A 23,622-nucleotide genomic window follows, 5' to 3' on the forward strand; every position below is an offset into this window, starting at 1 on the left:
TAACGTTTCCATCAACCACGGGGGCAAAACTTTTTAACCAAAGAGCTGCAAGACACCAAATATAAGTGTTGAAACAATCGCCAGTGTTAGACCGACTAAGGACTCGTATGGCATTAGTTTCAAACGTTCTTTAATACCCATATTGACACTACCGGCTGTAGCGTGGAAAAAGCTACCGTGCGGCATGTGATCTAAAACGGTTGCTCCAGCATGAATCATTGCAGCTCCTCCCAGCGCGGATACACCCAATCCTAAAATGGTGCTGCTGAAAACGCTGCTTGCTACGGCTGTACCAGCGGTTGTGGATGCAGTGGCTGCTGACATGAAAATCCCTGACATAGGCGCCAGTAAGTATGCAGGCATACCTGTAGCATTTAACGTATTTATGAGCACATCTTTCAAGCCAGAATTAGCAATGATTCCTGCCAACGTTCCAGTACCCAATAACATGATGGCTACCCCAGACATCTTGTTCAAACCTGAAATAGCATACTCATTTATTTTCTTCGTCTTCTTCATTGCAATTGCGCCGATGATTCCTCCAACAGGCAGCGCAATCATCGGATCAATATTGATATCAAATAATGGCCGCAATGCGAGTAAGATGATTGTAACTAGCGGTGCAATCAATGCAGTGATAAATACCGGCAGTTTTGTGTTGTCCGTCATCTCCACATCCTGACTTACTACTGCAGAGCCCTTGCTGACAAGCTTCTTCGCTAGCAGATACGTAACTGCCAAGCCGAATATAGCTGGTATAATTCCGGCAGCCATTACAGAAGTAAGCGGCACACCAAAAGCATCAGAAGCAGCAATTGCATTCGGGTTCGGAGACATAATATTTCCGGCCTTACCGCCCCCAACCATTGCTAGCAAGATGGCTGTTTTGGATAAGTTAGCACGCTTGGCGATAGCCAAAGCAATTGGCGATACTGTAATAACAGCTACATCGACGAACACCCCAACCGTTGTTAAAATCATCGTGGCAATAGCTAAAGCCAAAAGCGCACGTGTTTCGCCCATTTTTTTGACGATTGTCTCGGCAATCGAGGATGCAGCTCCCGATTCTATAAGAACCCCGGCTAAAACCCCTGCGGCCAAAATTCGCAGCACTGCTGGAATAATATCTTTTGCGCCCTCCATCATTAGCGTAACGGTGTCGGTAATATTTACGCCGCCAATCAGCCCGCCGATTAAAGCTCCGGCAACCATGCCATATGCAGGCGGCACTTTTTTCAAGATGAGTACAATTGCTATAATTAAGGCACTAACAGCTCCTAAAGCGCTTACAGTAATATCCACGGTGATTCCCCCTAGATTGCATTTATCTATGTATTCTTATTGTAAGCGTTTTCTGAAGAGCGCGCATTGTACATACCGATAGATATTTTAGATAGGAACCCTTTGATAATTGTGCGCTTGCACAATTATCGGGTATCATGCACAAGTTTTGCCATGTATAGCTCCATCAAATCTTTTGCATGTCGCAGGTCTTTTCCTGTTAACTCTGTTATTTTTTCAAGACGGTATCTCAACGTATTTCGATGGATAAAGAGCGTTTCTGCAATCTTGTTCAATTCTCCACCCTCTCGAATATACGCTTCAAGCGTTTGAACCAGTTCTCCTTTCTTATCTTGATCTAATAGCTGCTGATAATAAGCAAACGCACATAAATCCTCCTCTTCAACAGCTTTTGTTAACAGTATTTCAAACTGATAGTCCTCATAGCTGTAAGAGCTTCTTTCGGGATGCAGCTTACCCCCTACTATTGTTGCTTTTTTTGCTCGGAAGAATGATTTTTTATATGCTTGTACGGATTCTGCCAAGTCCCCACATCCAATAAGAACGTTGCCTCCTGTTACTTTTGACAATCGCTTCAAAAAAGAGGGTAATTCTGCTTGTGGTTCGTTCACCGCTTTAAGAATAACAATTTCATCATTAAATGTAGCACCCATTAAATCAGCTCTACCAATTTCATATTGTATTGTCCGAACTAGTTTTTGCATGGACAAGTCTGAGTGGTCTGTTTTCTTCACATAAACAGCAATTCTAGGATGTTCCAAATTAATTCCCAGGAATCCTGCACGTTCTTTTAGTAACGCTTCCTCCAAACTGTCTTCAGAGATAAGCTGATTTACAATCTCACTTTGCAGCCTTTGTCTCCATTGTACCCGCTCCAACAAGACAGACTGCTCTAACACTAACTCTGCCGCCATCTTTACAAGCTCCGCATAATTACGGATTTGCGCAGGCTCGCCCGTAATTCCAACCACCCCAACAATCTGGTTACGAAACTGAATGGGTAGATTAATCCCGGATCTTGCTCCCTCCATACTCCCCACACTAGCATCATCTATCTCCACACTTTCTTCTTGCTCAAGGACAACAAGTGCACCAGCATGAAACTGATTAATTCTCTCCTTATCACCAGATCCTATGATGATTCCTTCATCATTCATTACATTTATATTTTGATTTAATATCTTCATCGTACGCTCCACTATTTCCTGTGCCAATTCATAAGTTAAAAATTGCATGCCTCTTTCCCTGCCTTCCGCCCAATTACGTACATTATTTTAAAAAAGACAAAACAAGCTAATTAGTTAGCATGCTAGCAGACTATGACATCATACTCTATTAAATGAATACTACTTGTCAGGATATAACAAACAACACACAAAAGACACAAGTGAGTTGTAACTTATTATAAGTGAAAATCAAGAAGAGGTGATCAAATGTGTTATATTTGTCCAGTGTGTGGGTTTGAAGGATTACCCGAACCTGCTTACAACGAATACAATGAGGCATCATACGATATTTGTCCTTGCTGTTTCTTTCAATTTGGCGTGGACGATGATGTAAAGATAAAAGAGGATGTTTATATGGAAAGAGAAGATACACACAAGTTATACAGAAAACAGTGGATTGATGATGGAGCTAAGCTATTGATTCCTCTACATTATCCTGCTGGCAGACAGCTGCATGGTAAAGTAAAACCCGAGGCTTTATCAAAACAGCTTAAGAATATAAACGTTACATTATAACAAACCGAATGAGGCCAGATTTAAAGAAGCTTTCAAATATCCCTACATACACAAAACAGCCTCCATCTCCTGGAGGCCGTTTTCTTTCATTTGTAAAACTTCCATTCACATGTATTACTTCTTGCTTTAATTGGAACCTTTTCTATTCCTACCCCAATACAATCCAAACAACAAAACAAACCATAATGGCGTCAGCAGCAGCGCTGGCCGTGTCTCATCTGCCACCACCATTATCACAAGAACACCAGCAAACAAAGCAAGCACAACGTAATTCACAAACGGTGTGAGTGGTGCTTTGAACGTTGATTTAAGATGCAGGTCTTTTCGTGTTTTCTTGTATTTGATGTGACAAATCAGAATAATGCTCCATACCCAGATAAAACAGATTGCACTAATGGTTGTTACAATACTAAAAGCTTGGTCTGGGATGAGTTTGCTTAGCAGTGCTCCGACTGAGATAACAATAGCAGATAGCCAGAGTGCATTGCCAGGAACATGCTTTTCATTCAGTTTAGCCAGTCTAGCTGGTCCTTGGTCTTGCTTACTAAGATTATATAAAGTCCTGCTTGTAGAGAACATACCGCTATTTCCGGCAGATGCAGCAGATGTTAACACGACAAAGTTAATAATTCCGGCAGCAATCGGGATTCCGACTAAGCTGAAGGTCTTCACGAAAGGACTTTCCGCTGCGTTCAGCTCTGTCCAAGGGTTGATCATTAATAGAACAAGCAGCGCACCGACATAAAAGAATAAAATCCGTAATGGAATTTTATTAATGGCTGACGGTATGTTTTTAGCAGGATCAGCTGTTTCAGCAGCCGATACACCAATTAGCTCTACGCCAACATAGGCGAAAACAACCATTTGGAAAGCGAGCAGGAAGCCAGAGATACCATTCGGGAACAGACCGCCATGTTCCCACAGGTTTGTGACCGACACAGTTCCGGAATCTGTTTGGAAGCCGATAATAACTAACACAATACCAATACCAATCAGTGCTAATATCGTCACAATCTTGATCAATGCAAACCAAAACTCCAATTCTCCGAACAGTTTCACTGTTAATAGATTCAATCCCAACAAAACAATGACGCAAATAAGTGCAGGAATCCATTGCGGGATATCAAACCAATAATTCACATACACCCCAACAGCAATCACATCCGCCATCGCTGTCATTATCCAGCAAAACCAGTATGTCCATCCGGTTACAAACGATGCCCATGGACCAAGATAGTCTTCCGCAATATCTGTTATCGATGAATAGCCTGCTTTTGATAACAGCAGCTCTCCCAGCGCACGCATCACGAAAAATAGGGCGATACCGACGATTAAATAAGCAAAGATAATAGAAGGACCGGCCAACTGTATCGCTTTACCCGAACCTAGAAATAAGCCCGTCCCGATTGTTCCGCCAATGGCAATCAGCTGCACATGTCTATTTGATAAGTCCCGCTTTAATTCTTGTTGTGCCAACTTTAACTCCCCTTTAATCAAACCAATAAAAAAAGAGACTGGAGGCTCTCCAATCTCTTGATCACAAGAATAACAAATACTATTGGTTATGCATGCGCCGCACAACTCAAATAGATATCGATACTCTTCTGTCCTTTTGCCTGAGATTGTGAACCCTTCGGCGCCGCAGTTATCGCGGTCTCTCCAGAAGCTGCTCCTGCTATAGTGTGACCCATAGCATTCATAGCTTTATTTATTAAGTTTATTAGATTCTGTTGAATGTAGATAATTCTAAAGTTTGTAAGATCATTTGTCAACTTGCTTGCAGATAAAACGTACGGGAAATCCTGACACTGCATATGATTTACCCTGTTCTTCCAACTACATATTTTCTAACAAAGGCGTCCCTCCGCCATTTGGCAAGAATCCACGAATCCCCTAAGTTATTTGTACCGCGCGATAATACATATGGGACATATAATACCGTGTATCTTCACAAAGATATGGAGGTGACAGTATGTCAGTTGGACAATATCATTCCCTTTGCCAGCGATACAGAGGCAAAGCAGTGGAAATTCGATGTAATGATGGAAAAGTGCATAGAGGAATCATTCAGCGTGTGGATCGCAATCATGTTTATTTACAGCCAATGAATCGCTCCAAGAATTTAGGCGGTTTCGGTTATGGCGGTTTCGGCGGCTATGGCGGCGGTTATGGTTACGGTGGCTGGGGAGTAGCATTAGGAGCAATTGCAGGTATTGCTTTACTTTCCCTATTCTTCATATAATCTTCTGCACTCATGGAGATGTGGGTATAACAATTGCTATTAATTCAGACGCTATCATACCCACAGCATCTCCATGATAATAGCCAACACGATGCAGTCCTAATTCTCACCTACAATTTCACTAGTCTCAACGAACAGCAAATCTTCACTCGATAAGCTGTTTTTTTCCATGTAACGTTTTACTAAGTAATATCCTGTACAATAACCGAGCATCTTTGGGTAGCGGCGAAATCCATACAAAATATTTTGATACTCTCGACTTTGAGGCAGGATCTGCTTCTTGGGTAAAATATATGTGGCTAACGTTTTTTCCAACTCCTCATCCGAATAGAAGGAGACCCAATTGGCAGTACATGCTTCTCCTAATCTTTCTCTGACAGCATTTTCAGCCAATCCCTCTAAAACGATAGTATCCAGCAGCGTGTATTCCTCTTCACACTTCTCAAAGTTATTCAACCGGCACACATGATTGTATTCATGGGTAAAAATCGCTTTTATTTCCTCTTCTGTGTTCTTTGCTGAGATAAATAAAAACAGCTTATCTCGAAATGCGAGGCCAGACTTGCCGTTAAAGTGGGTTTGGATCTCTTTATTTGTTATATCTGAAGGAAAAATATAGACAGGTATATCCGGTCCGCTCCACTTTTCCTGCAGATATTCTTGATCATGCTGCACAATCTCCCACACCGCTTTGTCCGGCACCATCTTATCCTTCTTCAATGGGTGGTACATGCCATGCTGCTTAAAATGATGATATATCTCATCCGCAGACGCACCTTCAAAGTGCTTTACCAGTTTCTCGCATATTGTTAGCGGGTCATGATAGGCATCTTCCAGCCATTCATCCGTTCTTATCACGCTCATTCAAGTCCTCCTCCTTCTGTCTTAGCTTATTCAGCAAAAGCCACATCGGAGCATGCAGCGAAAGAAAGATTTACGCACAAATTCTCCCTGCCTTCATAGCATATTGCATGCATGTCATACGAAAGCAGGAGCTATTATTATGAATTATACCTATCTAGACTTTTTAGCATTATTTGGTGTTGGAGGTGCACATCCAGGAGGGTTGAAGCTAACGAAACAGCTCTTAGCAGAGGAAAAGGTCACAAAACAAACCTCCCTTCTGGATGTTGGCTGCGGTACAGGACAAACTTCCGCCTACATCGCGCATCATTACGGCTGCCGTGTGCACGCTTTAGACTGCAACGAAATTATGGCAGAAAAAGCCCAACAAAGATTTTCAACATTGAAATTACCAATTGATGTAAAAGTAGGAGATACGGAGAGCCTTCCTTTTCCTGATGCATCTTTTGATATGATCCTTTCCGAATCCGTCACATCCTTTACGAACATCGCGGCCACAATTCCCGAATTCAAAAGAACCCTTCGACCAAATGGTGTCCTATTGGCAATCGAGACTGTTCTAGAACAGCCGATCTCCGACGAAGAGAAACATCAAATTATGACTTTTTACCGTTTTCCGCAATTATTTACAGAAGCTGAATGGCACACATCATTTATACAAGCCGGATTCAAACAGATAGAGATGACGACATATCAACCATCAACAGATCAAACTGATGAACAGCATGCTGCTGATTTCACACTGTCAGCGGATATTGATGAGGAGCTAATAGATATTATGGAAGAACATGAGGAGATAACGAGACGGTATGAAGGGAAAATAGGATATCGGATATTTAGGTGTAGTTAACTTACCTAAATCAAGGGTGCTCAACTATAGTTTTGCACCCTTGGTTATACTGAAAGGACTTTTATGTAAGTACTCACATTTCTTTCAACCAGCTAATCTTATTTACACAATAAAACAACCTTTGTTTTAACAACCAAGTGCCTGATAGTACCAAAAAGAGTATTAATCTAGTCTACATATTTAGCTGTACCTATAAAATTAAGTTCGTATTCACAATCGCTTACTGAAGTTATTGCTCTACCATCGTTAACATAATTGTAGTTGTAAATCATAATAATGGCATTATACTTAGAAATTAATTTAACATCTGTAAACTGTTTTATCAGCTGACCATCATATGAAAAATCTATTAAAAGCTTTTCTATATCATCTTCAGCATCTGGTATGCAATCCTTCTCTATTAAATCTCTATCATAATAGCCTAATTTAAATTCCTTTTCAAAAGTTGAAGGAATACTATCTCCATCTTCACCATATTTTACTTCAGTATACTTTTCTAGCTCATCAAAGTTTTGAAAGTTTCCTAACCACAAAGAAACATCATTTTTCATAACTTATTACCTCCTTAAGCCTTCTGGTAAATCCATAACACCATTCTTCATTCTGCTTGGCCCATTCTGTCCAAATAGGAATACATTATAGAAATAAGCACTTGTTGCCCAATATGCAATCAAGTGCTTAAGTCACAAAAACGTATACTAATATTAATCCTCGAATATACCTGCTATTCTCTCTTTCCATATTAACATTAACTCTAAAAATCCCTCGGTTTCTATTGTACTCTCAAAGGGTTCTTCAATCCGATAATGATGCTCAGCTATAGTTAGATCTTTCTTTATACTTACACTCGTAGCATTTAACGTGATTTCAAAGTCTTGATATTCTCCATCTGTGGGGGTTGGTGTGCGGGCGTCGGGGAATGTTGCGAGAGTTGCTTAGGGTAAGTAGCAAAAGGGCTATTAATGATGCATATCAAAATAAAACTCAGATAGGTTCTAATAAGTTTATAGGTGAGACTCCATCAGGAATTAAAATAGAAATGTTTCTGAATAAGAACGGTTTAATAGCTACAGCTTACCCACTATATAATAAATAGCATAAAAGGTGTAAAGAGCATGAAATATTCATATGAATTTAAAAAGGATTTATTTGATATAACTAGGATGAAATTATCGGTAGAATTAAGTGTTTTCGAGGATATTTCAACAGAAGAAGAAGCGGATGAATATGTTAGTTTAAGTACATTGCCGTCATCATAAGTATTCTTAACTTATAAAATGTCATCTCGTTCGGTTCTCACACTTTTCGCAAGAGATAAAGTATTACAAGGTACTCCATGATGGTATAGCCATCATGAGGTCTCTTTTCAAGCATCTTCTCTTATTTCATTTAATTAGTTGTATACACGAAAAAAAGCACCTGTTGTTCCTTGACAATCAAGTGCCTTATATCGCTAAATATAGCAGTGTATTTATTGATTTATCATTATTTAATCGTCCTGTAAGCCTATTACAATCCATTCATCAATAATATCCCAGAAATCAACATTATATTCTGGCTGATCATTCGTAAACCACAGTGTTGCTAAGTTTTCCTTGCAGTTGTTTAAATCTATAGCAATATATCCACCCATTCCATTCTCAAAAAATCCATAGGTAGTATCAATATTAATTCCTAAAGGCTCATCCAACTCCTCAAGAATTCCCCATTCATATTCACTAAAATGAGTTATTCGCTCTAACGGTATTAAACCCATTGCTCTACTTGGAAAATAATAAAACCCGTTGTGTAACTCTTCATAAAATTCATTAATGGATTGCGGAACACTCGACCATACTTGTTGCATTTTTAAGTTATGAAGGGATTTGTTCGGTATTCCCCCTTCATAATAAAGAATTTCATCATTTTCACTTTTAACACTGTATAGTACAGCATATTGTCCATTATCTATAATAAGTTCGAATTCTAAGAGATTCTCTTGCAAATACATTATAGTATTACTTAATTCTTCTTTACATGCACTATTCCATAAAGCTATTAATTTCTTTTTCCTTTCTTCCTTATTAGTTTCGATAAGGACCTTCATCCACTTTTCAGGGATAAGCTTTTTTTCAATATTGAGTAAGTCTTCTTTAGACACAAACTCGATGCTTTTTCTATATTGTTTTAGAAAAGACAATTTATCCATTTAGATTTACTCCCTTTTATTTATAATATTAAACTCATCTATCATCTTTTGAATTTCAATTTCTAATTCTTTTTCTTTTAGTATCATTTTCTCCCTAAACTCAGCGTTTACAGGAATATTTTCTTTTTTGTAAATATACCAATCCGCAAAAGATTTCGAACCTTTTGAGGTATTTGCCGCTTCACTGAGTCCTATAAAGTTTTCTACAAAGTTAGCTACATCCTTTTGTTGTTTATAAGTTAACGTGTCAAAGTCTTCCATACGAGCTATTTTCTCCAATGAAACAATATGGTCTGCGTGTAATTTCTTATCAATTATTTTACCAGGTAAAGCAAAGTCTTCTGTTCCAATTATATCATCTATATTTTTATTTACTTCTTTTTGTATTTTGGAAGAAGGAGAAGCTCTTCTTAATTTACCATATGTTTGGTCAGAAATTTTCCTTTCACCATATCTTGCACCTTGCGTGCTTTTACCCGTACCCTTAGCAACTCTCCCAATATCCCCCGACGCCCGTACACCAACCCCCGCAGTATCCACCTTCCCTGATCCATACATCACTGAATTAGGACTTCCGCTATGTTTGAACATGATTGGTGTACCATCAGTTCCTGTACCTTTCAACAGTTGATCTATTTTACTGTATTGGGCATCTTGGAGCTGCTTTATTGCTTTGGCTTCTTTCCATTCCATTAGGCTTATTGTGTTGTTTCGCAGAATGGAGTTTGTTTGGTTTGCACCGTCTGTTAGTGTTCGCTATTCTCTCTTCTTTTTCTTTATTAGTGAGTAGAATTTTAACTACTTCATATTCTATGGTCTGTCCTCTAGCAGAGATTCGTATATAGCCGATGCGTTCAAATTCTTCTTGCTTCTGTTACAAAATTACAATTTATGTAACGCTATTAGAGAATAGCGAGTATTATACGACCGTCTTTAGTAAAAATACAACCCATAAATTATAAGCCAAAGAAACAGAATGCCTTGATGGTACTAACTTCATGAGTTATGAATTTCACTCAATCACATCCCAATATTAACCATGTATATATTGTTTCTAACCCAAGAACAAAAACACCTGTTGCCTGATAGACAAACAAGTGCTTTATAGTTAGCTATATAAAGTTATTCATTATTATTTTTATCTTTAGACCAACGATTCTGTTTAATTTGGTAAGTTTTTGGTTTGTTCCCTATAACAATACAACGTATGTTTACAATGTCATCTCGCCTAATTATCATTCGTATTTATATTATTATGAAAAATCCATCCATTAAATGTAGCTTTCCAGCTTTCCATAGAATCCATTATTCAGATTCATATAAGTTATTAAAGAACCCAGTAAAACTATCTGCAAGGATAAAAATATTGTCCATCTCGTCTTCGGGTTCTATATCATGAATCCAAAAATATACTTTTCCTTGATATTTTCCACTAACTCCTAATAAAATCTCATTTCCTCCAGGGTCATTACCAATCGAAATAAAACCTTCTGGTATTTCTCCTTCTAAAACCTCAAAAACTTTACCTAAATTACTTTTCATGTCACCAATTCCATAAAACTTATTGACTAAGCTTCTTCCTTCATCATCAGAGATTTTAAAGTTAGATTCTTGAGGAAACCCTCCATTGTACTCTAATAGAAAATCAACATATTGCTTAGGTAGCGTAACTTCATACTCTTGTTCAAATTGTTTTATATCCTTTAAAGAAATTTTTGAATTTACACTAAGCATTTTGGTCATACTCTCACTCCTATATCATTACTTATTTTTCCCGTTAACCTTTGATTGACCACCAAGATGCCTAAATTCTCTGTGGATATCTTCATCTACTAGCATCATAGTTTTTCCATCTTCATGATGATGCCACGTATAACCGTCTGGCGGCTTTCTAATATCTATTATTGGTGGATCAGTATCTTTTGCAAGTCTAGCTGCTTTGTTTGCATTTTCAAAGTCTTTCGGATTGTTTTTAGGCGAATGAATTTCTATTTTTACTGGCTTAACATTTGGATGCATATAAGGAGTAAAATCTGGGTACCCATCCGGATACCTTACAGAAACTCCCGACTTGTTAGTATAAGTCCAAGTATCATTATCTTCGATGGATATACTTCCACCTTTTTTATACCACTTTTCAGGTACTGGAGAGTTCATTGGTTTAGTCTCCAATATTTCTTTAGTAAAATCTTCTATTCTTAACTTTTTAGCATTACCCGTACCCTTAGAAACACTCCCCGACGCCCTTACACCAACCCCCGCGGTATCCACCTTCCCTGATCCATACATCACTGAATTAGGACTTCCACTGTTTTTGAACATGATTGGTGTACCATCAGTTCCTGTACCTTTCAACAGTTGGTCTGTTTTACTGTATTGGGCATCTTGGAGCTGCTTTATTGCTTTGGCTTCTTTCCATTCCATTAGGCTTACTGTGTTGTTTCGCATAATGGAGTTTGTTTGGTTTGCACCGTCTGTTAGTGTGTCTGTCTGTTTTGTTAATTGTAACATTTCATGGGGTGTTAAGCCTTGTTTTGCTGCTGTATTTGTAAGATTTTTTCCTGTTACTTTTGATACAGCAGCGATATCTTTTACACTAGTTGCTGACAAATTACTGCCAAATGATCGGAAAGCTCCTGCACCTGCTCGTATAGGAACGGCTCCTAAGATAGATGTGGCTCCTCGTATAGCTCTCTCATCAGCAGCTATGTCTCTTTGTGTTATCCAATCTTTTCCCGTAACGGCACTAGAGGCTTCCAGAACACCCAGTCCTGCACCCGACAATCCTGCTACCAGTGGTGCCCCTGCGGGCGGAACTAAGATAGTTGCTATAGTTACACCGCCTAGGATACCCAGGTTAACCCAGAATTCAGTAGATAACTGCCCATCTTCAATGGATTTGTATTGAAAAGCCCCGCTGTTCATCCTTACATCTCTGTAATCATCATACGAGATATCGTCAGTTTCTGATTTATCCGATTGCTGTTTCCATATAGTAAATTCCTGCATCATTTTGTCAGCATAATAATTATCTCCGCTGAATAGGTCATTGATGGTTACTTCTTTCTTATCCAGCTCGAATTTGTAGGTTCCCGTTTCATCCTTATACTCTCTTTCTTCCTTTGCATCGATACGGTTGGTTGTGCTGTAGTTGGAAATAGTAGCGTCACGCATGGTTTCTACAAATTCATCCATATCTTCATAAAATGGCTGATCTATCTTTTCTTCAATAAGATCGCCAACTTTTTTACTGTATTCTTGAAGGACTGCATAATCCTCGTTCAGCGCTTTATACTTACTTTTATGATTTGTATGAGAGAAGGAAACGACACCATCTGAATCATATCTTGCTATTTTATCTTGCAGGTTTTCCAGGTTCTTGCTGATATCTTCCAAGGAAGAGAAGATGCCTTGTCCAAGTTGAAAATAGCCAGACTGTGTGAGCCCTTGGATACTGCTTTCTACCTTCTTCCACTGATCGTTGTGAAACTTCACATCCACTTGCTACACCTCCAATGCTGCTATGATGCGAATTGCTGCATATTCATCTGTCTGCATCATTTGAGTGAGTGTGTCGTTTACCAACGTGGAAATACGATTGTAATGCTCTACAAGCTCTAAGAATTTCTCATTTGCTTCTGGATATGCTGCAATGGCATCTATTGCTTTGCCTTCTGTATAAAACTCTACATCCATGATTTCTTTGATGGCGGGTATTGCATTTGTCTGCAGCTCTGTAGCAATAGCGAGTAAACGGTTATACACATCTGTCATCTGTTCTGGATTGATTGTAATGGTAGAACTCGCCATTTAAGCACCCTCCTTTTTCTGATAGGGAAAGTCCATTGCATCGAAGATTATCTTCATGAAGTAATGCTGGCTAGCATGATAGAATCTTTTCCGCAGACAATCGATCATAATCAATTTCTCTCCCTCTATCATTACAATCCAACTTTGCAGAAAGTCTGAATTGCTCAGCGAACGCGGCTCTTGAGACTTATGACAGATATCCAAGCTGAGGAAGTCATCTCTGACCCCAATTTGCTCTATCTTTTCTCTTTCATTCCTATTGAGTTCCTTCATCAGGAACTCTTTCTCTATTGGCAGCGGCTCTCTGCTCATAACCGGCAAGCGCTCTGTAAGCAGCTGCAGGACGAGCGGTTTTTCAATAAGAAATAGCTGATAGCTTGTTCCGTGTTCCTTTTCAACCAGCATAACGAGATTATCAGCGTCTTGCTCTCCAAAGGCGAACATAAGATGATTGCACTGAACGTATTTTTTACTACGTACATACTGGCGAATCACTTCCGCTACAAATCCACCTTCGTCTGTAAAAGCCCCTTCTTCTGTCAAATAACCTTTGGCAATCAAGCGTTCATGTGCTTGTCTGAATGGTTCATCGCCCTGCAGCTCATACACGTTCTTATCTGGTAAACCATAAAGAATAGACGCTCCGAACGATGCTGCAAGCAGATATAGCTCTGTTGCCAGAAAGCTATCCTTCATACATCTCGCACCTCCCTTACCAATGCACTGTTCAGAAAGTCATACTTGTAGTCTCTTAAATTATCCAATGCCTTTCCTTGCAGTTCTGCGGCAGCCTTTAAATCTGCATGGTACTGCGCAATCAACTCCAAATACGTGAGAAAACTATCACGAGACTTTCCTTCCCAGCCGTCAACATTCGCAGCCTTAAGCAAAGCCTCACATTGCTCATACGATTTATCCAAGGATGCTTGTAATCTCTTCGCCGCCCTCTGTACGCGCTGCAGTTCACTAGACTTGATCTGAACATCTTCAGCCATAAAACCTCTCCTTTATCCAGCTAATCACTTTTCTTCTTTTGCTTCGGCAATCGCTTTGTTTTTATAGTAGATATAGCGTTCGTATGCGTCGTTTCTCGCTCTGACTAACTTTCCTCGATGCTCTATCTCACCATCTAAATAATTTAGTAGTTTCTGATCTAGTCTTTCTTGTGCCGGAATATAATCGCTTGTCGGAATAGCACCTTCAGGCATACAAGGAATGCCGCTTTTATAAGACGAGTACGCCGATTCGGCTTCGCTTACCAGCTTGTCATGCTCTGCTATTGTGTCCTCAATTTCTTGATACAATTTCATGTACGCATCACGCTTATTCTCAGTCTCCGTATCAAACCAGCCAAACCAGCCCATATGTTCATTCCCTTCAAAAATCTGCACTATACTCTGTAAGCAGTGCCAGTATGTACGTGCTCACTACTGGCAATCTTTTTTTATCCGTTTTCCTTTTCTCAAAAAAACTTCATTATTATTACAGTAAAGGATTCCAAGTGAAAATTCAGTAAGACTTCTGCCTTGTTTTACCATTTAAAGACTGTTTCACCTAGTGAAAAAGTTGCATTTGCACTCCTTATGCCTCATTAAGCGCATTGTGCAGACCAAAAAAGCAGTTCAGCCCTAAAACGACCTGAACTGCTTCTCTGTATAATTTATATAACATTCAGCACACCTTCTTGTGTTATGGAGAGCTAAAAATGCGTTCCGTTTGGTGAACTTCTGACTATATAGATATATCCTAAATTTGCAATCATCATCTTTTACCCAAATGAAAGGCCCAATCGTTTTTTATTTCCTCTGTCCGGTATCCGCTTCCCCGCTAATTTAGATCTAAGTGATGAAGACTTGTTTAACACCGTTATCATAGAGCATACCATTCCCAACAGAGAGATTAATAGCTCCGCTAGCCGTCTAAATTAATTAGGACTGGTTATGCAGGAACCCTAAATAAGTGCAAAATAATTAATTACCATATCCCCTTTTCTATAATTCATCACTTTAATATATCTGAAAAATTATAATATTGAATTTTATTTAGATATGTTATACAATCTGACAAACAGTCAAAGAAGAGGTGGATGATGAAATCCTTAGAACGATTTAGTCAATTTGTCGGCAGTACGTTTGCTTTTTGGGTTATTTTATTTGCGGTAGCGGCTTTCTTGCTGCCTTCTGGATTTACATGGATTGTGCCTTACATAACACCATTATTGGGAATTATCATGTTCGGAATGGGCTTAACATTGTCTGCTAATGATTTTAAAGGGGTGGTAAAGCGTCCATTTGAAGTGTTTGTAGTCGTGGCCGGACAGTTTTTAATCATGCCGCTGCTTGCCTTTGCCTTAGCTAAAGGACTGCAATTATCACCAGAAGTGGCTGTCGGCGTTATTCTAGTGGGATGCTGCCCAGGCGGAACGTCTTCTAACGTTATGACCTTCCTAGCCAAAGGCGATGTTGCCCTATCTGTAACTGCTACAGCCGTTACGACCGTTCTTGCACCAATTGTTACACCTGCACTTATTCTTTTATTCGCGAGCCAATGGATTAACATTAGTCCTGTCTCTTTATTTGTCTCCATTGTGAAAGTCGTTATTATACCAATCGTTTTAGGTTTGTTAGTAAAGCGCTTCTTCAACAGACAAGCCACAGCAAGCGTAAAAGTGCTCCCGCTTGTCTCAGCCGTCGCGATCATCGGTATTGTCGGAGCCGTCGTATCCAATAGCCAACAGCAAATTGCACAAACAGGCTTGGCAATATTCGGGGTTGTCGTACTGCATAACGTACTCGGCTACCTAATTGGATTTGGCTTCGCTAAACTGTTGCGCATGGATCTGCCAAAAAGTAAGACAGCTTCAATCGAGATCGGCATGCAGAATTCAGGATTAGGTGCACAGCTTGCAACCGCACACTTCTCCCCACTCGCAGCTGTTCCGAGCGCTATCTTTAGTGTTTGGCATAACATCTCGGGGTCTATCTTGGCTAATATCTTTGCGAAGATGGGTAACCGCAAGAAGGAGGAAGCTCCTAAGCAGCAGATCTCTTAGTAAGATTCGCCATCCTTTGTGTTGAGGGTGGCTTATTTCTCTCATCTATAGCAGCCTCCTCTATCTTCCCCCTTCCAGTTTGTCCTTCCACACAATGATGACTTACTACTTCCACGACTGCATGTTATAACAATTAAAAATCCACTCAGTTCTGTTTTCTATGACTTCCGACTCGTTTTATCAAGAAACCGACTGTTTATTACTGGTAATATAGATGTGTTTTCACTACAAACCCTTTCACCATATTTTTCCTTTATTATAATTACTTATTAGGAGACAGTTAACGGAAAATTAGGTGGTGAAAGCAATTAAAAACATAGATGTACAAGACATCCAGCAGCAAGTCGACAGTACGAAAAAATTCATCAACAAAACAAAAGAAGGCGTCGAACAAGTCAAGCAAGCCTTAAACGGCATCACAACACTGAATGATGGATTCAAAGGCAAAACCGCCGACTCCATCCGATCATTTTATGAGGAAACCCACAAACCCTTCCTCGAATTCATGGAGAGCTTTTTGGTACAATATGAAGAGGCATTGAGTTCCGTCACGGAGGAAGTTCGTTCCTTTGAATCTAATGAACATGGTTTTATTCGGGAAGCGTTTTTAGAAGACGATTTGAAAGCTAAGCTAGTGAAAGCCTCCACTAGCTTAACCTCCACAACAATAGATATTAATCAGCAGCTGCTTCACGTTAGGGATATCGCTAACGTATCATCTGTGAAAAGCGATCCGTTCATAGAAGATATTGATAAGGGAAAAGAAAAACTATCAGACACCCTTTCTAATATGTACGATATGGACGCCAGCGCTACTAGCAAGCTGGATAAGCCAGAAGATGATATTCAGCAGATGAAGACATATCTGGCAAAGCTGAGAAATGCGATTGATAAGAATAATATCAGTGTTGATTCTTTCAATATAACGCAATTCAAAGGTGAATTCTTTGAGTACCATGATGAGTTTAAGCTCTTGGCAAAAGGCAGGAATGCACTTGCGACTGGTGATAAGGCAGAGATTACAGAGCAAGATTTCAACGAGCTGTATCCTTATAAAAAAGACGAAATATATGTCTCTGATGGTCACTATGAATGGCACGGAAGGTATTATACATTAGAAGACGGCAGAATCGTGCGGGAATACAAGCATGATACTGGCGGTGTGTCTTATGAATTTGTGGATAAAATTCCAGACCCCCGAGCAGCTCCTGATAACTGGTTTAGTAAGGCTCTTAAGTGGACATGGGACTTCTTTACGGAAGATATTGCGACTATCTTTGATCCGGAAGCATCTGCTGGAGAAAAAATCTTTGCATTAGCTATGTTTATTCCAATAGCGAAGCCGATTAAGCTTTTGGATAAGGCTACCGGTGGATTTGCTGTTAATGGCGTTAAACTAATAGAAGAACTTGGTGATAGTAAGTCTGTAGTTAAAAAATCGGAAATAGATAGTAAGCACAGTGACCCAAATCACCAAAAAATTAAAGATACGAAGGATACGAGTGGTGATAACCATTCTAATAATGAAGTTTATGGTCCTTATTATGAGGAAGCTAAAAAGTTACATGATAGCAATCCTGATTGGTATCCTAACCCTGATGAATCTAGTATAGTAAAAGCAAATGAACTAAAGGAAGCTAGAGCAGATTATCAGGCGTTAGTAAGAAGAGGAGAACTTGAAAAAGGCCACCATCGACAAGGTTTAGCTTTTGGTGGGGAAAATTTAAATTCAAATATTAAGAAAACCGGAGAATCGACTATTCGCCGTGAGCAAATTGATAATTTGAATTTGGATTTCTATCACGAGGTAGGTTATGGTAAAAAGGATGCAAAGGTATTGAAAATACATGAAAACGAAGATGGAATTATATTATTTGGTAACAATCCACAACATACCGAAGTAACCACTTTCCAAAATAGAGTCTTGAAATGGCAGCGTGTTAACGGAAAAAGATAAATCAATTTATGAAAGTAGGTGTATCTATGGGGAAAACAGTAAACTTAATGAACAGTGTGTGGTTTGGTGAAGTACCAACTTTGTCTCAATTTGAAATTAAAGAAAACATTTTAAAATCTAATACAGAAACAGAAGTTTTGCTGAACCTTATTGAATTATATAAAACAGGTGACTTTACACAGAAACCACTATTAATTCAATTGATGAATCAGACCAAAGATGAAGCTGTTTTAAATTTATGCATTAGAGTATTTTTAGCTGTTGCAACTCACGATGACATAAAGGATTCGAACAATCTTCGCTTTCTTAGTAAAAGTTCAGAAGAAACCATAGACACTTTCGCTTCCGCAGCTATAACATCACTATCTCTTGATATAGTTCCTTATTTATTGGCATTATTTGAAGAATGGGATGAAATTAGTGAGACGGTTTTAATTATTAAAGACTCTATTGACTTCTTTTTAAATTTTGAAGAACAAATTGATAATGAGGTAACTGTAGAACAATTAGGAGATCTCTATTTTAAATATTGTGAGGAGAATGATACAAAAAGTTATTACTTTGAACAGAAATTAGCTTTTCCTGGTAACTTAGCAAAAAATTAATCCATAGAGTTATGGTTGCAGTAAATAATAAAGAGCCATTAAGGTTAGAATTGATTCCATCATTACTTTCTGTGTGGACTGGTGAGAAAGTACCTGGAGAATTTAATACAATTATTAACGAAAGCAATTATAAAGACTTCATTGAGTATGTCGATAGACTTGCAAAAAAGAACTGGAACAAAGGACAAAAATATTTTTATGGACACTTGATTTAATATGATAACTAGATGAGAGAAATTTAACACCACCTTATCATTTACCAATTACCAAGTGAAATACTATATGTAGCTACACAAAAGGTACTTGAATTGTCTCTTAGGCATCAGGTGCTTTTTTTGATAGAATAAAGTTTGCACGGATTACACAGCTCATAGGGTCTCTTAACTCTTGGGGTAAAGGAGCAAAACTAGACAATTTTATTAAGGTGGCTTTCTCTGAATTCTACCGGGCTAAGATGGCCTAAAGTTCCGTGAATTGGTATATTATTGTACCAATGGACATAGTCGAATAAAGCCAGGTCCAGTTGCTTCTGGCTCGCAAACATTTGTCTGTAAATGAATTTTGTCTTCATCACCTTATAGGTAGCTTCTACTACGGCATTGTCATAAGGACAGCCTTTCATGCTTATGGAAAGATCGATCTCAAATGTCTCCAATAGAATAGTTCTTCTATGATAGTATTCTTGAAATCATTGCCTCGGTCGGTATGAAACAATGCAATATCGTTGAGATTGCCATCAATGGAAGCGAAAGCTTTCTGCACCTATGCAGCGTCTTTATTTGGACCAGGGCTATATCCAATTATTTCACGATTGTACAAGTCCAAAATGGTACAACTATAATGCATTTTGTATGCATTGGCACATACGTTAAATCACTCACCACTATAATGCCACAGTGTATTACCTTGATCGGATTCATTTACAGCCTTTTTCACCGGCTTGAATTGCGCTATTGTGTATTTAGGAACTAGCCCTTCTTGCCCCATAATCCGTCCAATTTTCCGGCGAGAGACGGTATATCCCTTCTTGTGTAGTTCGTGATTTATTTTCTTTGTACCATAGTTCTGTCGATTCTGGTGAAAGATGGTTACAATCAACCTTGTAATCTCATTATCTTGAGAGCTATCTCACTCTTTCGCTTCGTAATAAAACGTACTCTTAGGAAGTTGTAGGACAGCATACATTGCTGATACCATATGCCGGTTTTGCCGGATTACATCTACTTTCGTCCCATGATCAGCGTTTGCTTTAAAATGTCATTTTCCATGGCTAACTGTTTATTTTCTTTTCTTAGTCGGATTAATTCCTGTTCCTCTAACGAACGATTGTCCGCTTCTTGTATTGGCTACCCAGCGATCGAAAGAGGAAGCCGTCAATTCATATTCATGAATAATCTCTTTCCTTGATTTCCCCGCTTCATAAAGCTGCACAATTTGTTTCTTGAATTCTTCTGTAAAAGTACGACGATTTCGTTTTGTCATGTTCTGTTCTCCTCGACTGTTTATTTCGTAAAGTTTAACGCCCCTTAACGAAACTGTCCAATCAAGTTTAGCCTATCTAGAAGATACTTTTACAATATTGAAAGATTCATTCGGAAAGGAAGGTACAGAGGAACAAATAGAAGGACTCACATTATTTATTGATGGAAAGTTAAAAGAAGTTTTTGATGACATCATTCTAAACTCTGAAAGTTTTCAAAACTACATAGATGTACTTAGTAGCGCCCTTGTATATAGCGTAAATGAAATTATTGATAAGTCATTATAGTGATTAAGCCCCTAAAACCTAATTATGAATAATAAAGAGTTTTATTCAAGCCCTTCTAGTATTGTATTAACACCTATGAACTTGTTTCTTATATCAACAACAATATCACTTATCATAGTTTATCTATCTAAATAACCCTCACAAATTTGATTTATTACTCCCACTTTCTTGATGCTTTGTCATCTCTTTTCATTTGTCAGCAACTGTACTAGTTTCTCTCCAAACTGCTTTTAAGCTGTTCCACTACCTCTCGCAACCATCCCATCGGGCTATGGCCGATTGCTGGGAAGTAGATCTCTGCGCTAGATTGGATAATATCCTCTTTTTCTTGATTAGTTAACTCACTATTTAGAAATTCTTCGCAAATGACAACTGTTTGCTCTATGGCTTTTTGGGGAGTTTCAGCTAGGAACTCATCAAGCGCAAGTTCAGGAGATTCTATATCTTGGTGAAAGTTCCCTGCTAGGAACTGAAAGAGTTCTTCAAGTTTTTCTTCATTCATTTTAATATCCCTCCATTGTTGATTCATACACTTCCACTTTATTTCACCTAAGAGACAAAGTAGAAAGCTGATTTAGCTTTTCTCCTTTACAGCTACCTGCAATAGGAAAGACAGTGTGAAGTAAATGAATACATCTAATTCCAAAGTTAGTACCTTCCAGCAGTCAGTATTAATAATATATTATTTTTTTAATTGTTGGCGGATAATAGTAATGTCATTCTTGAGTTTTTCCCACTTAAGTGGTGTTTGTGAGATATATGCTGGAGCTTTTGAAATATGATGATTTGCTAATAAATAAAAGAGGAGATAAAACATGACAATAAATGATGCAGTCTTTGGAGAGTTGGAGTTTAATGGTTACGATTGGATTGGACGTAAAACTATAGACTTTTTTGCGGAAGAAGTTATAGTTTCATTGATGATTCGCGGTGAAGAAGACGGTCAATTTGAAGAAGAACAATATTCCACATATAATTCATTTTTTGCTAATTGGAATGAACTTCAACAAGATATCTCGGCCTCATTATTAGAATATTATAAACAGACCCGACGGGATCTTGGTTATAATGTAGAAGATAACGAAAACTACCCTCTAATCGAGAAAAATGATCAACTGTTAGATAAGATTACCTTAGTTGGAATGTTTATTGCAGACAAAGACTTAATGGAAATTCTTGATATTGGACTTATGTTTGATTGTACGTGGGATTCGGAGAATGGATTAGGTATTTGTTTCGTACAAGGAAAGATAACTGAGGTGGGTTATCAAGATGTTGTAATATGAAATCTTATAATATGCCGTTCCTTCCTTATTCAAGAGCGATTTCTAAGACTTAACTGAGACTTAGCTTTAACTGGTTAATCTTCTAATAGTGATCAGATGTACCCTAAAAGTCCGAGCTACAATTAATCTTTGGGGTACTTTTGTATTTTCGAAGTAATAATTACTTATATGACAGTTACGAAATCTATAACTACCTATAGTGATCCAAGATAAACGTACGTAAGGGAGTAAACCCCAGTTATAACATTCCTTCTTTCAAGAGTTTCTCAAGTGACTTTTCTGCTTTGTGCATAGCTTCTAATAATAAGTTATCATAGTTGTTGTATGCATCTAGATAGGCACGTACACCGCCTGCAATCACTATCCCTTCCGCATTTTCGTTTTTTTCCAAGATGCTTAATGCGTTAATGTATCTGCAATAGATTAAGCTTATTATTCCGTTGTTTAATCCATTCCTATCTCTATTATTTTCTTCAAGGATTTTCAATACTAATTTCACTTGTTTCGTTAATTTATTCCTTGTACTCATCGTGCATTATCCCCCTCCTTATATAACATATTTTAAAGATAATTCCTATGATGGACTACCACAACCCAGTTGGAGGAATCTGCAAATCAAGGACGAGAATTAAGGAGTCACTTAAATCTGAGTATTTACTTTGGCTATGATAATCTTACGGGAATGAATCCTTTTGAAAAACATTATGTGAATCTTAATACTATTGAGAGGTTATAGAGATGGACGTTAAGAATGAATCAATAATTTATCCCTTACCTGATAATAATTTACTTTCTTAAAAACAACGTAAATGGCGTGTAGATTTACCACAGACATATAAAGAATTTATAAAGAAATATAACGGTGGTAGTCCTACAAAGGATAGTTTTAAATATAACAACCATGTTTATGTAATTGATAGGTTTCTATGTATATTAAAAGTCACCGGGGAAAGAGAAGATGAGTATTACAATATAGGAGTAGTTAGAACACAATTAGAAGAAAGAATTGTGTTTGATGAAGATCTAATAGGTACTGAATTGCTGCCGATAGCGACTTTATTTGCGGGTGATTTTGTTTGCTTAGATTACCGTGATAACCCTAAAGAGCCTATTGTATGCGTTTGGGATCAGGAAGAGTCTTCAGATTTGAATCCTGTAACAAAGAAGATAAGTAGTAGCTTTGAAGACTTTTTAAATATTCTAACGGAATAGATAAATACTTGATAGGATTTAAACTAAGATAGAAACACTCGTTATTCTTTACCCATTGTTTTTGGTGATTTACATACCATTGTAGTTTTAATCTATAAGGAGTATTTTAGACCACTATAATTGCCTTTGAGTTATCAATTAAAGCTGCGATCCGCAGTTAATTTAATGATGGCCAAAAGGAATTTAGACGTTTTGTATTGTTCCTGAGCGGGGGAGATAGTTAGATGAATGAAGAAAAAATTGACCTATTATATCAACAGATAGCTGTGATTATTGTAGAAACCATTCCAGAAACGTGGTCTAAGGTGTATTTATACGGTGAGGTTGTTGAAGGATCTCAGACTGCTTACTTTTATTATTATCCAGATCGTAGCGATAAGCCTGTATATAGTCATGAAATAACTGAATTATTTTCAGTTATCGAACAAGAATATACCGAAAAGTGGAACCGATTAGTTGATTTAATTCAAGAACTTTGGAGAGCATTTGAAGACAATGGTCAAGAGACTTGGACAAATTTCACTATGTTCTTTGATAAGGCAGGAAAGTTTAAAATCGATTTTAATTATGATGATCTTTCAAATGTAGACTCTCATGAAAGGAAAACCATCTGGAAATATGAGCATCTAGGCATTATACCCAAAAGTAATTCTGGGAAGAAGCAGTTAGAAAAATACCTCTCTACACGGGAATAAGTACTAAGTTTTTAATTATTTTATTATAACGAGGAATTGGCTAAATGAC

The 23,622-nt window shown here is 38.1% G+C and carries 24 protein-coding genes, 4 pseudogenes and 1 riboswitch; of the genes and pseudogenes, 11 read left to right on the forward strand and 17 right to left on the reverse strand.

Annotated elements, in window-relative coordinates; genetic code table 11:
- Positions 1-33: 33 nt before the first annotated feature.
- A complete protein-coding gene (locus KS242_RS16135) occupies positions 34-1,302 on the reverse strand; it encodes a GntP family permease (RefSeq protein WP_217322276.1) in 1,269 nt (422 codons plus the stop codon).
- Between the two features lie 125 nt (positions 1,303-1,427).
- Complete coding sequence (locus KS242_RS16140; protein WP_217322277.1) at positions 1,428-2,537, reverse strand: CdaR family transcriptional regulator; 1,110 nt, start codon at positions 2,535-2,537, stop codon at positions 1,428-1,430.
- Positions 2,538-2,735: 198 nt separating this feature from the next.
- On the opposite strand from KS242_RS16140, the gene KS242_RS16145 reads away from it, so the two are divergent.
- Positions 2,736-3,044 carry a hypothetical protein gene (locus tag KS242_RS16145; protein WP_217322278.1) on the forward strand — a complete coding sequence of 103 codons (309 nt, stop codon included), beginning with the start codon at positions 2,736-2,738 and terminating at the stop codon, positions 3,042-3,044.
- Between the two features lie 126 nt (positions 3,045-3,170).
- Here KS242_RS16145 and KS242_RS16150 read toward each other — a convergent pair whose 3' ends face one another.
- Positions 3,171-4,520, reverse strand: coding sequence for an amino acid permease (locus tag KS242_RS16150; RefSeq protein WP_217322279.1), 1,350 nt, complete (start codon positions 4,518-4,520; stop codon positions 3,171-3,173).
- Between the two features lie 118 nt (positions 4,521-4,638).
- Positions 4,639-4,717, reverse strand: a riboswitch (glycine riboswitch).
- Between the two features lie 299 nt (positions 4,718-5,016).
- Here KS242_RS16150 and KS242_RS16155 point away from each other — a divergent pair.
- Positions 5,017-5,286 carry a hypothetical protein gene (locus KS242_RS16155; protein ID WP_217322280.1) on the forward strand — a complete coding sequence of 90 codons (270 nt, stop codon included), beginning with the start codon at positions 5,017-5,019 and terminating at the stop codon, positions 5,284-5,286.
- Between the two features lie 99 nt (positions 5,287-5,385).
- Here KS242_RS16155 and KS242_RS16160 read toward each other — a convergent pair whose 3' ends face one another.
- Complete coding sequence (locus KS242_RS16160; RefSeq protein WP_217322281.1) at positions 5,386-6,150, reverse strand: DUF2268 domain-containing putative Zn-dependent protease; 765 nt, start codon at positions 6,148-6,150, stop codon at positions 5,386-5,388.
- 139 nt (positions 6,151-6,289) lie between these two features.
- On the opposite strand from KS242_RS16160, the gene KS242_RS16165 reads away from it, so the two are divergent.
- Positions 6,290-7,000 carry a class I SAM-dependent methyltransferase gene (locus KS242_RS16165; protein ID WP_217322282.1) on the forward strand — a complete coding sequence of 237 codons (711 nt, stop codon included), beginning with the start codon at positions 6,290-6,292 and terminating at the stop codon, positions 6,998-7,000.
- A 167-nt stretch (positions 7,001-7,167) separates the two neighbouring features.
- Here the strand turns inward: KS242_RS16165 and KS242_RS16170 are convergent, their stop codons facing one another.
- Together KS242_RS16170 and KS242_RS18130 are read right to left on the reverse strand one after the other, a co-directional pair.
- Entirely contained in the window at positions 7,168-7,551 is a 384-nt protein-coding gene (locus KS242_RS16170; protein WP_217322283.1) for an immunity 22 family protein, read from the reverse strand.
- Positions 7,552-7,704: 153 nt separating this feature from the next.
- Positions 7,705-7,890, reverse strand: a pseudogene (locus KS242_RS18130) (tRNA-Val4); the annotation flags it as partial.
- 29 nt (positions 7,891-7,919) lie between these two features.
- Between KS242_RS18130 and KS242_RS18335 the strand changes: the two are divergent.
- Together KS242_RS18335 and KS242_RS16180 are read left to right on the forward strand one after the other, a co-directional pair.
- Positions 7,920-8,096 (forward strand): EndoU domain-containing protein, encoded by a 177-nt coding sequence (locus tag KS242_RS18335; protein WP_371747563.1) that lies wholly within the window; start codon positions 7,920-7,922, stop codon positions 8,094-8,096.
- 19 nt (positions 8,097-8,115) lie between these two features.
- Positions 8,116-8,259 carry a hypothetical protein gene (locus KS242_RS16180; protein ID WP_179106482.1) on the forward strand — a complete coding sequence of 48 codons (144 nt, stop codon included), beginning with the start codon at positions 8,116-8,118 and terminating at the stop codon, positions 8,257-8,259.
- Between the two features lie 230 nt (positions 8,260-8,489).
- On the opposite strand, the gene KS242_RS16185 is transcribed toward KS242_RS16180, so the two are convergent.
- The 8 genes from KS242_RS16185 to KS242_RS16220 form a co-directional block, all read right to left on the reverse strand.
- Positions 8,490-9,188, reverse strand: a complete 699-nt coding sequence (locus KS242_RS16185) for an SMI1/KNR4 family protein (protein WP_077306410.1) — start codon at positions 9,186-9,188, stop codon at positions 8,490-8,492.
- Between the two features lie 6 nt (positions 9,189-9,194).
- Positions 9,195-9,881, reverse strand: a complete 687-nt coding sequence (locus KS242_RS16190; protein ID WP_254391745.1) for a hypothetical protein — start codon at positions 9,879-9,881, stop codon at positions 9,195-9,197.
- Positions 9,882-10,493: 612 nt separating this feature from the next.
- The gene (locus tag KS242_RS16195) at positions 10,494-10,931 is read right to left on the reverse strand and encodes an SMI1/KNR4 family protein (protein WP_217322284.1); all 438 of its coding nucleotides are present in this window, start codon (positions 10,929-10,931) and stop codon (positions 10,494-10,496) included.
- 18 nt (positions 10,932-10,949) lie between these two features.
- Positions 10,950-12,689 carry an HNH endonuclease gene (locus KS242_RS18135; RefSeq protein WP_254391746.1) on the reverse strand — a complete coding sequence of 580 codons (1,740 nt, stop codon included), beginning with the start codon at positions 12,687-12,689 and terminating at the stop codon, positions 10,950-10,952.
- 3 nt (positions 12,690-12,692) lie between these two features.
- Positions 12,693-12,998, reverse strand: a complete 306-nt coding sequence (locus KS242_RS16205; RefSeq protein ID WP_217322285.1) for a hypothetical protein — start codon at positions 12,996-12,998, stop codon at positions 12,693-12,695.
- The gene (locus tag KS242_RS16210; RefSeq protein WP_217322286.1) at positions 12,999-13,694 is read right to left on the reverse strand and encodes a DUF5081 family protein; all 696 of its coding nucleotides are present in this window, start codon (positions 13,692-13,694) and stop codon (positions 12,999-13,001) included.
- Positions 13,691-13,993: a WXG100 family type VII secretion target gene (locus tag KS242_RS16215; protein ID WP_217322287.1), complete on the reverse strand. Its 303-nt coding sequence runs from the start codon at positions 13,991-13,993 to the stop codon at positions 13,691-13,693. The genes KS242_RS16210 and KS242_RS16215 overlap by 4 nt, the downstream gene beginning before the upstream one ends.
- Before the next feature lie 24 nt (positions 13,994-14,017).
- A complete protein-coding gene (locus KS242_RS16220) occupies positions 14,018-14,362 on the reverse strand; it encodes a hypothetical protein (protein WP_217322288.1) in 345 nt (114 codons plus the stop codon).
- 725 nt (positions 14,363-15,087) lie between these two features.
- Between KS242_RS16220 and KS242_RS16225 the strand changes: the two genes are divergently transcribed.
- The 3 genes and pseudogenes from KS242_RS16225 (at position 15,088) to imm47 (ending at position 18,827) form a co-directional block, all read left to right on the forward strand.
- Complete coding sequence (locus KS242_RS16225) at positions 15,088-16,050, forward strand: bile acid:sodium symporter family protein (RefSeq protein ID WP_217322289.1); 963 nt, start codon at positions 15,088-15,090, stop codon at positions 16,048-16,050.
- A gap of 298 nt (positions 16,051-16,348) precedes the next feature.
- Entirely contained in the window at positions 16,349-18,007 is a 1,659-nt protein-coding gene (locus KS242_RS16230; RefSeq protein ID WP_217322290.1) for an LXG domain-containing protein, read from the forward strand.
- Between the two features lie 26 nt (positions 18,008-18,033).
- Positions 18,034-18,827, forward strand: a pseudogene (gene imm47 / locus KS242_RS16235) (Imm47 family immunity protein).
- 191 nt (positions 18,828-19,018) lie between these two features.
- On the opposite strand, the pseudogene KS242_RS16240 reads toward imm47, so the two are convergent.
- Positions 19,019-20,094: pseudogene (locus KS242_RS16240) on the reverse strand (IS3 family transposase).
- Between the two features lie 494 nt (positions 20,095-20,588).
- The gene (locus KS242_RS16245; protein WP_217322291.1) at positions 20,589-20,882 is read right to left on the reverse strand and encodes a contact-dependent growth inhibition system immunity protein; all 294 of its coding nucleotides are present in this window, start codon (positions 20,880-20,882) and stop codon (positions 20,589-20,591) included.
- A 313-nt stretch (positions 20,883-21,195) separates the two neighbouring features.
- Between KS242_RS16245 and KS242_RS16250 the strand changes: the two genes are divergently transcribed.
- Entirely contained in the window at positions 21,196-21,666 is a 471-nt protein-coding gene (locus tag KS242_RS16250; protein WP_217322292.1) for a DUF6985 domain-containing protein, read from the forward strand.
- A 238-nt stretch (positions 21,667-21,904) separates the two neighbouring features.
- On the opposite strand, the gene KS242_RS16255 is transcribed toward KS242_RS16250, so the two are convergent.
- Entirely contained in the window at positions 21,905-22,195 is a 291-nt protein-coding gene (locus KS242_RS16255) for a hypothetical protein (protein ID WP_217322293.1), read from the reverse strand.
- A gap of 284 nt (positions 22,196-22,479) precedes the next feature.
- Here KS242_RS16255 and KS242_RS16260 point away from each other — a divergent pair.
- Together KS242_RS16260 and KS242_RS16265 are read left to right on the forward strand one after the other, a co-directional pair.
- Positions 22,480-22,878: pseudogene (locus tag KS242_RS16260) on the forward strand (SMI1/KNR4 family protein); the annotation flags it as partial.
- A gap of 224 nt (positions 22,879-23,102) precedes the next feature.
- Entirely contained in the window at positions 23,103-23,573 is a 471-nt protein-coding gene (locus KS242_RS16265; RefSeq protein WP_217322294.1) for an antitoxin YezG family protein, read from the forward strand.
- The last annotated feature ends 49 nt before the right edge of the window (positions 23,574-23,622 follow it).

Origin of the sequence: Terribacillus sp. DMT04 (assembly GCF_019056395.1) — a bacterium.
In the GTDB taxonomy this organism is placed as follows: domain Bacteria; phylum Bacillota; class Bacilli; order Bacillales; family Amphibacillaceae; genus Terribacillus; species Terribacillus aidingensis_A.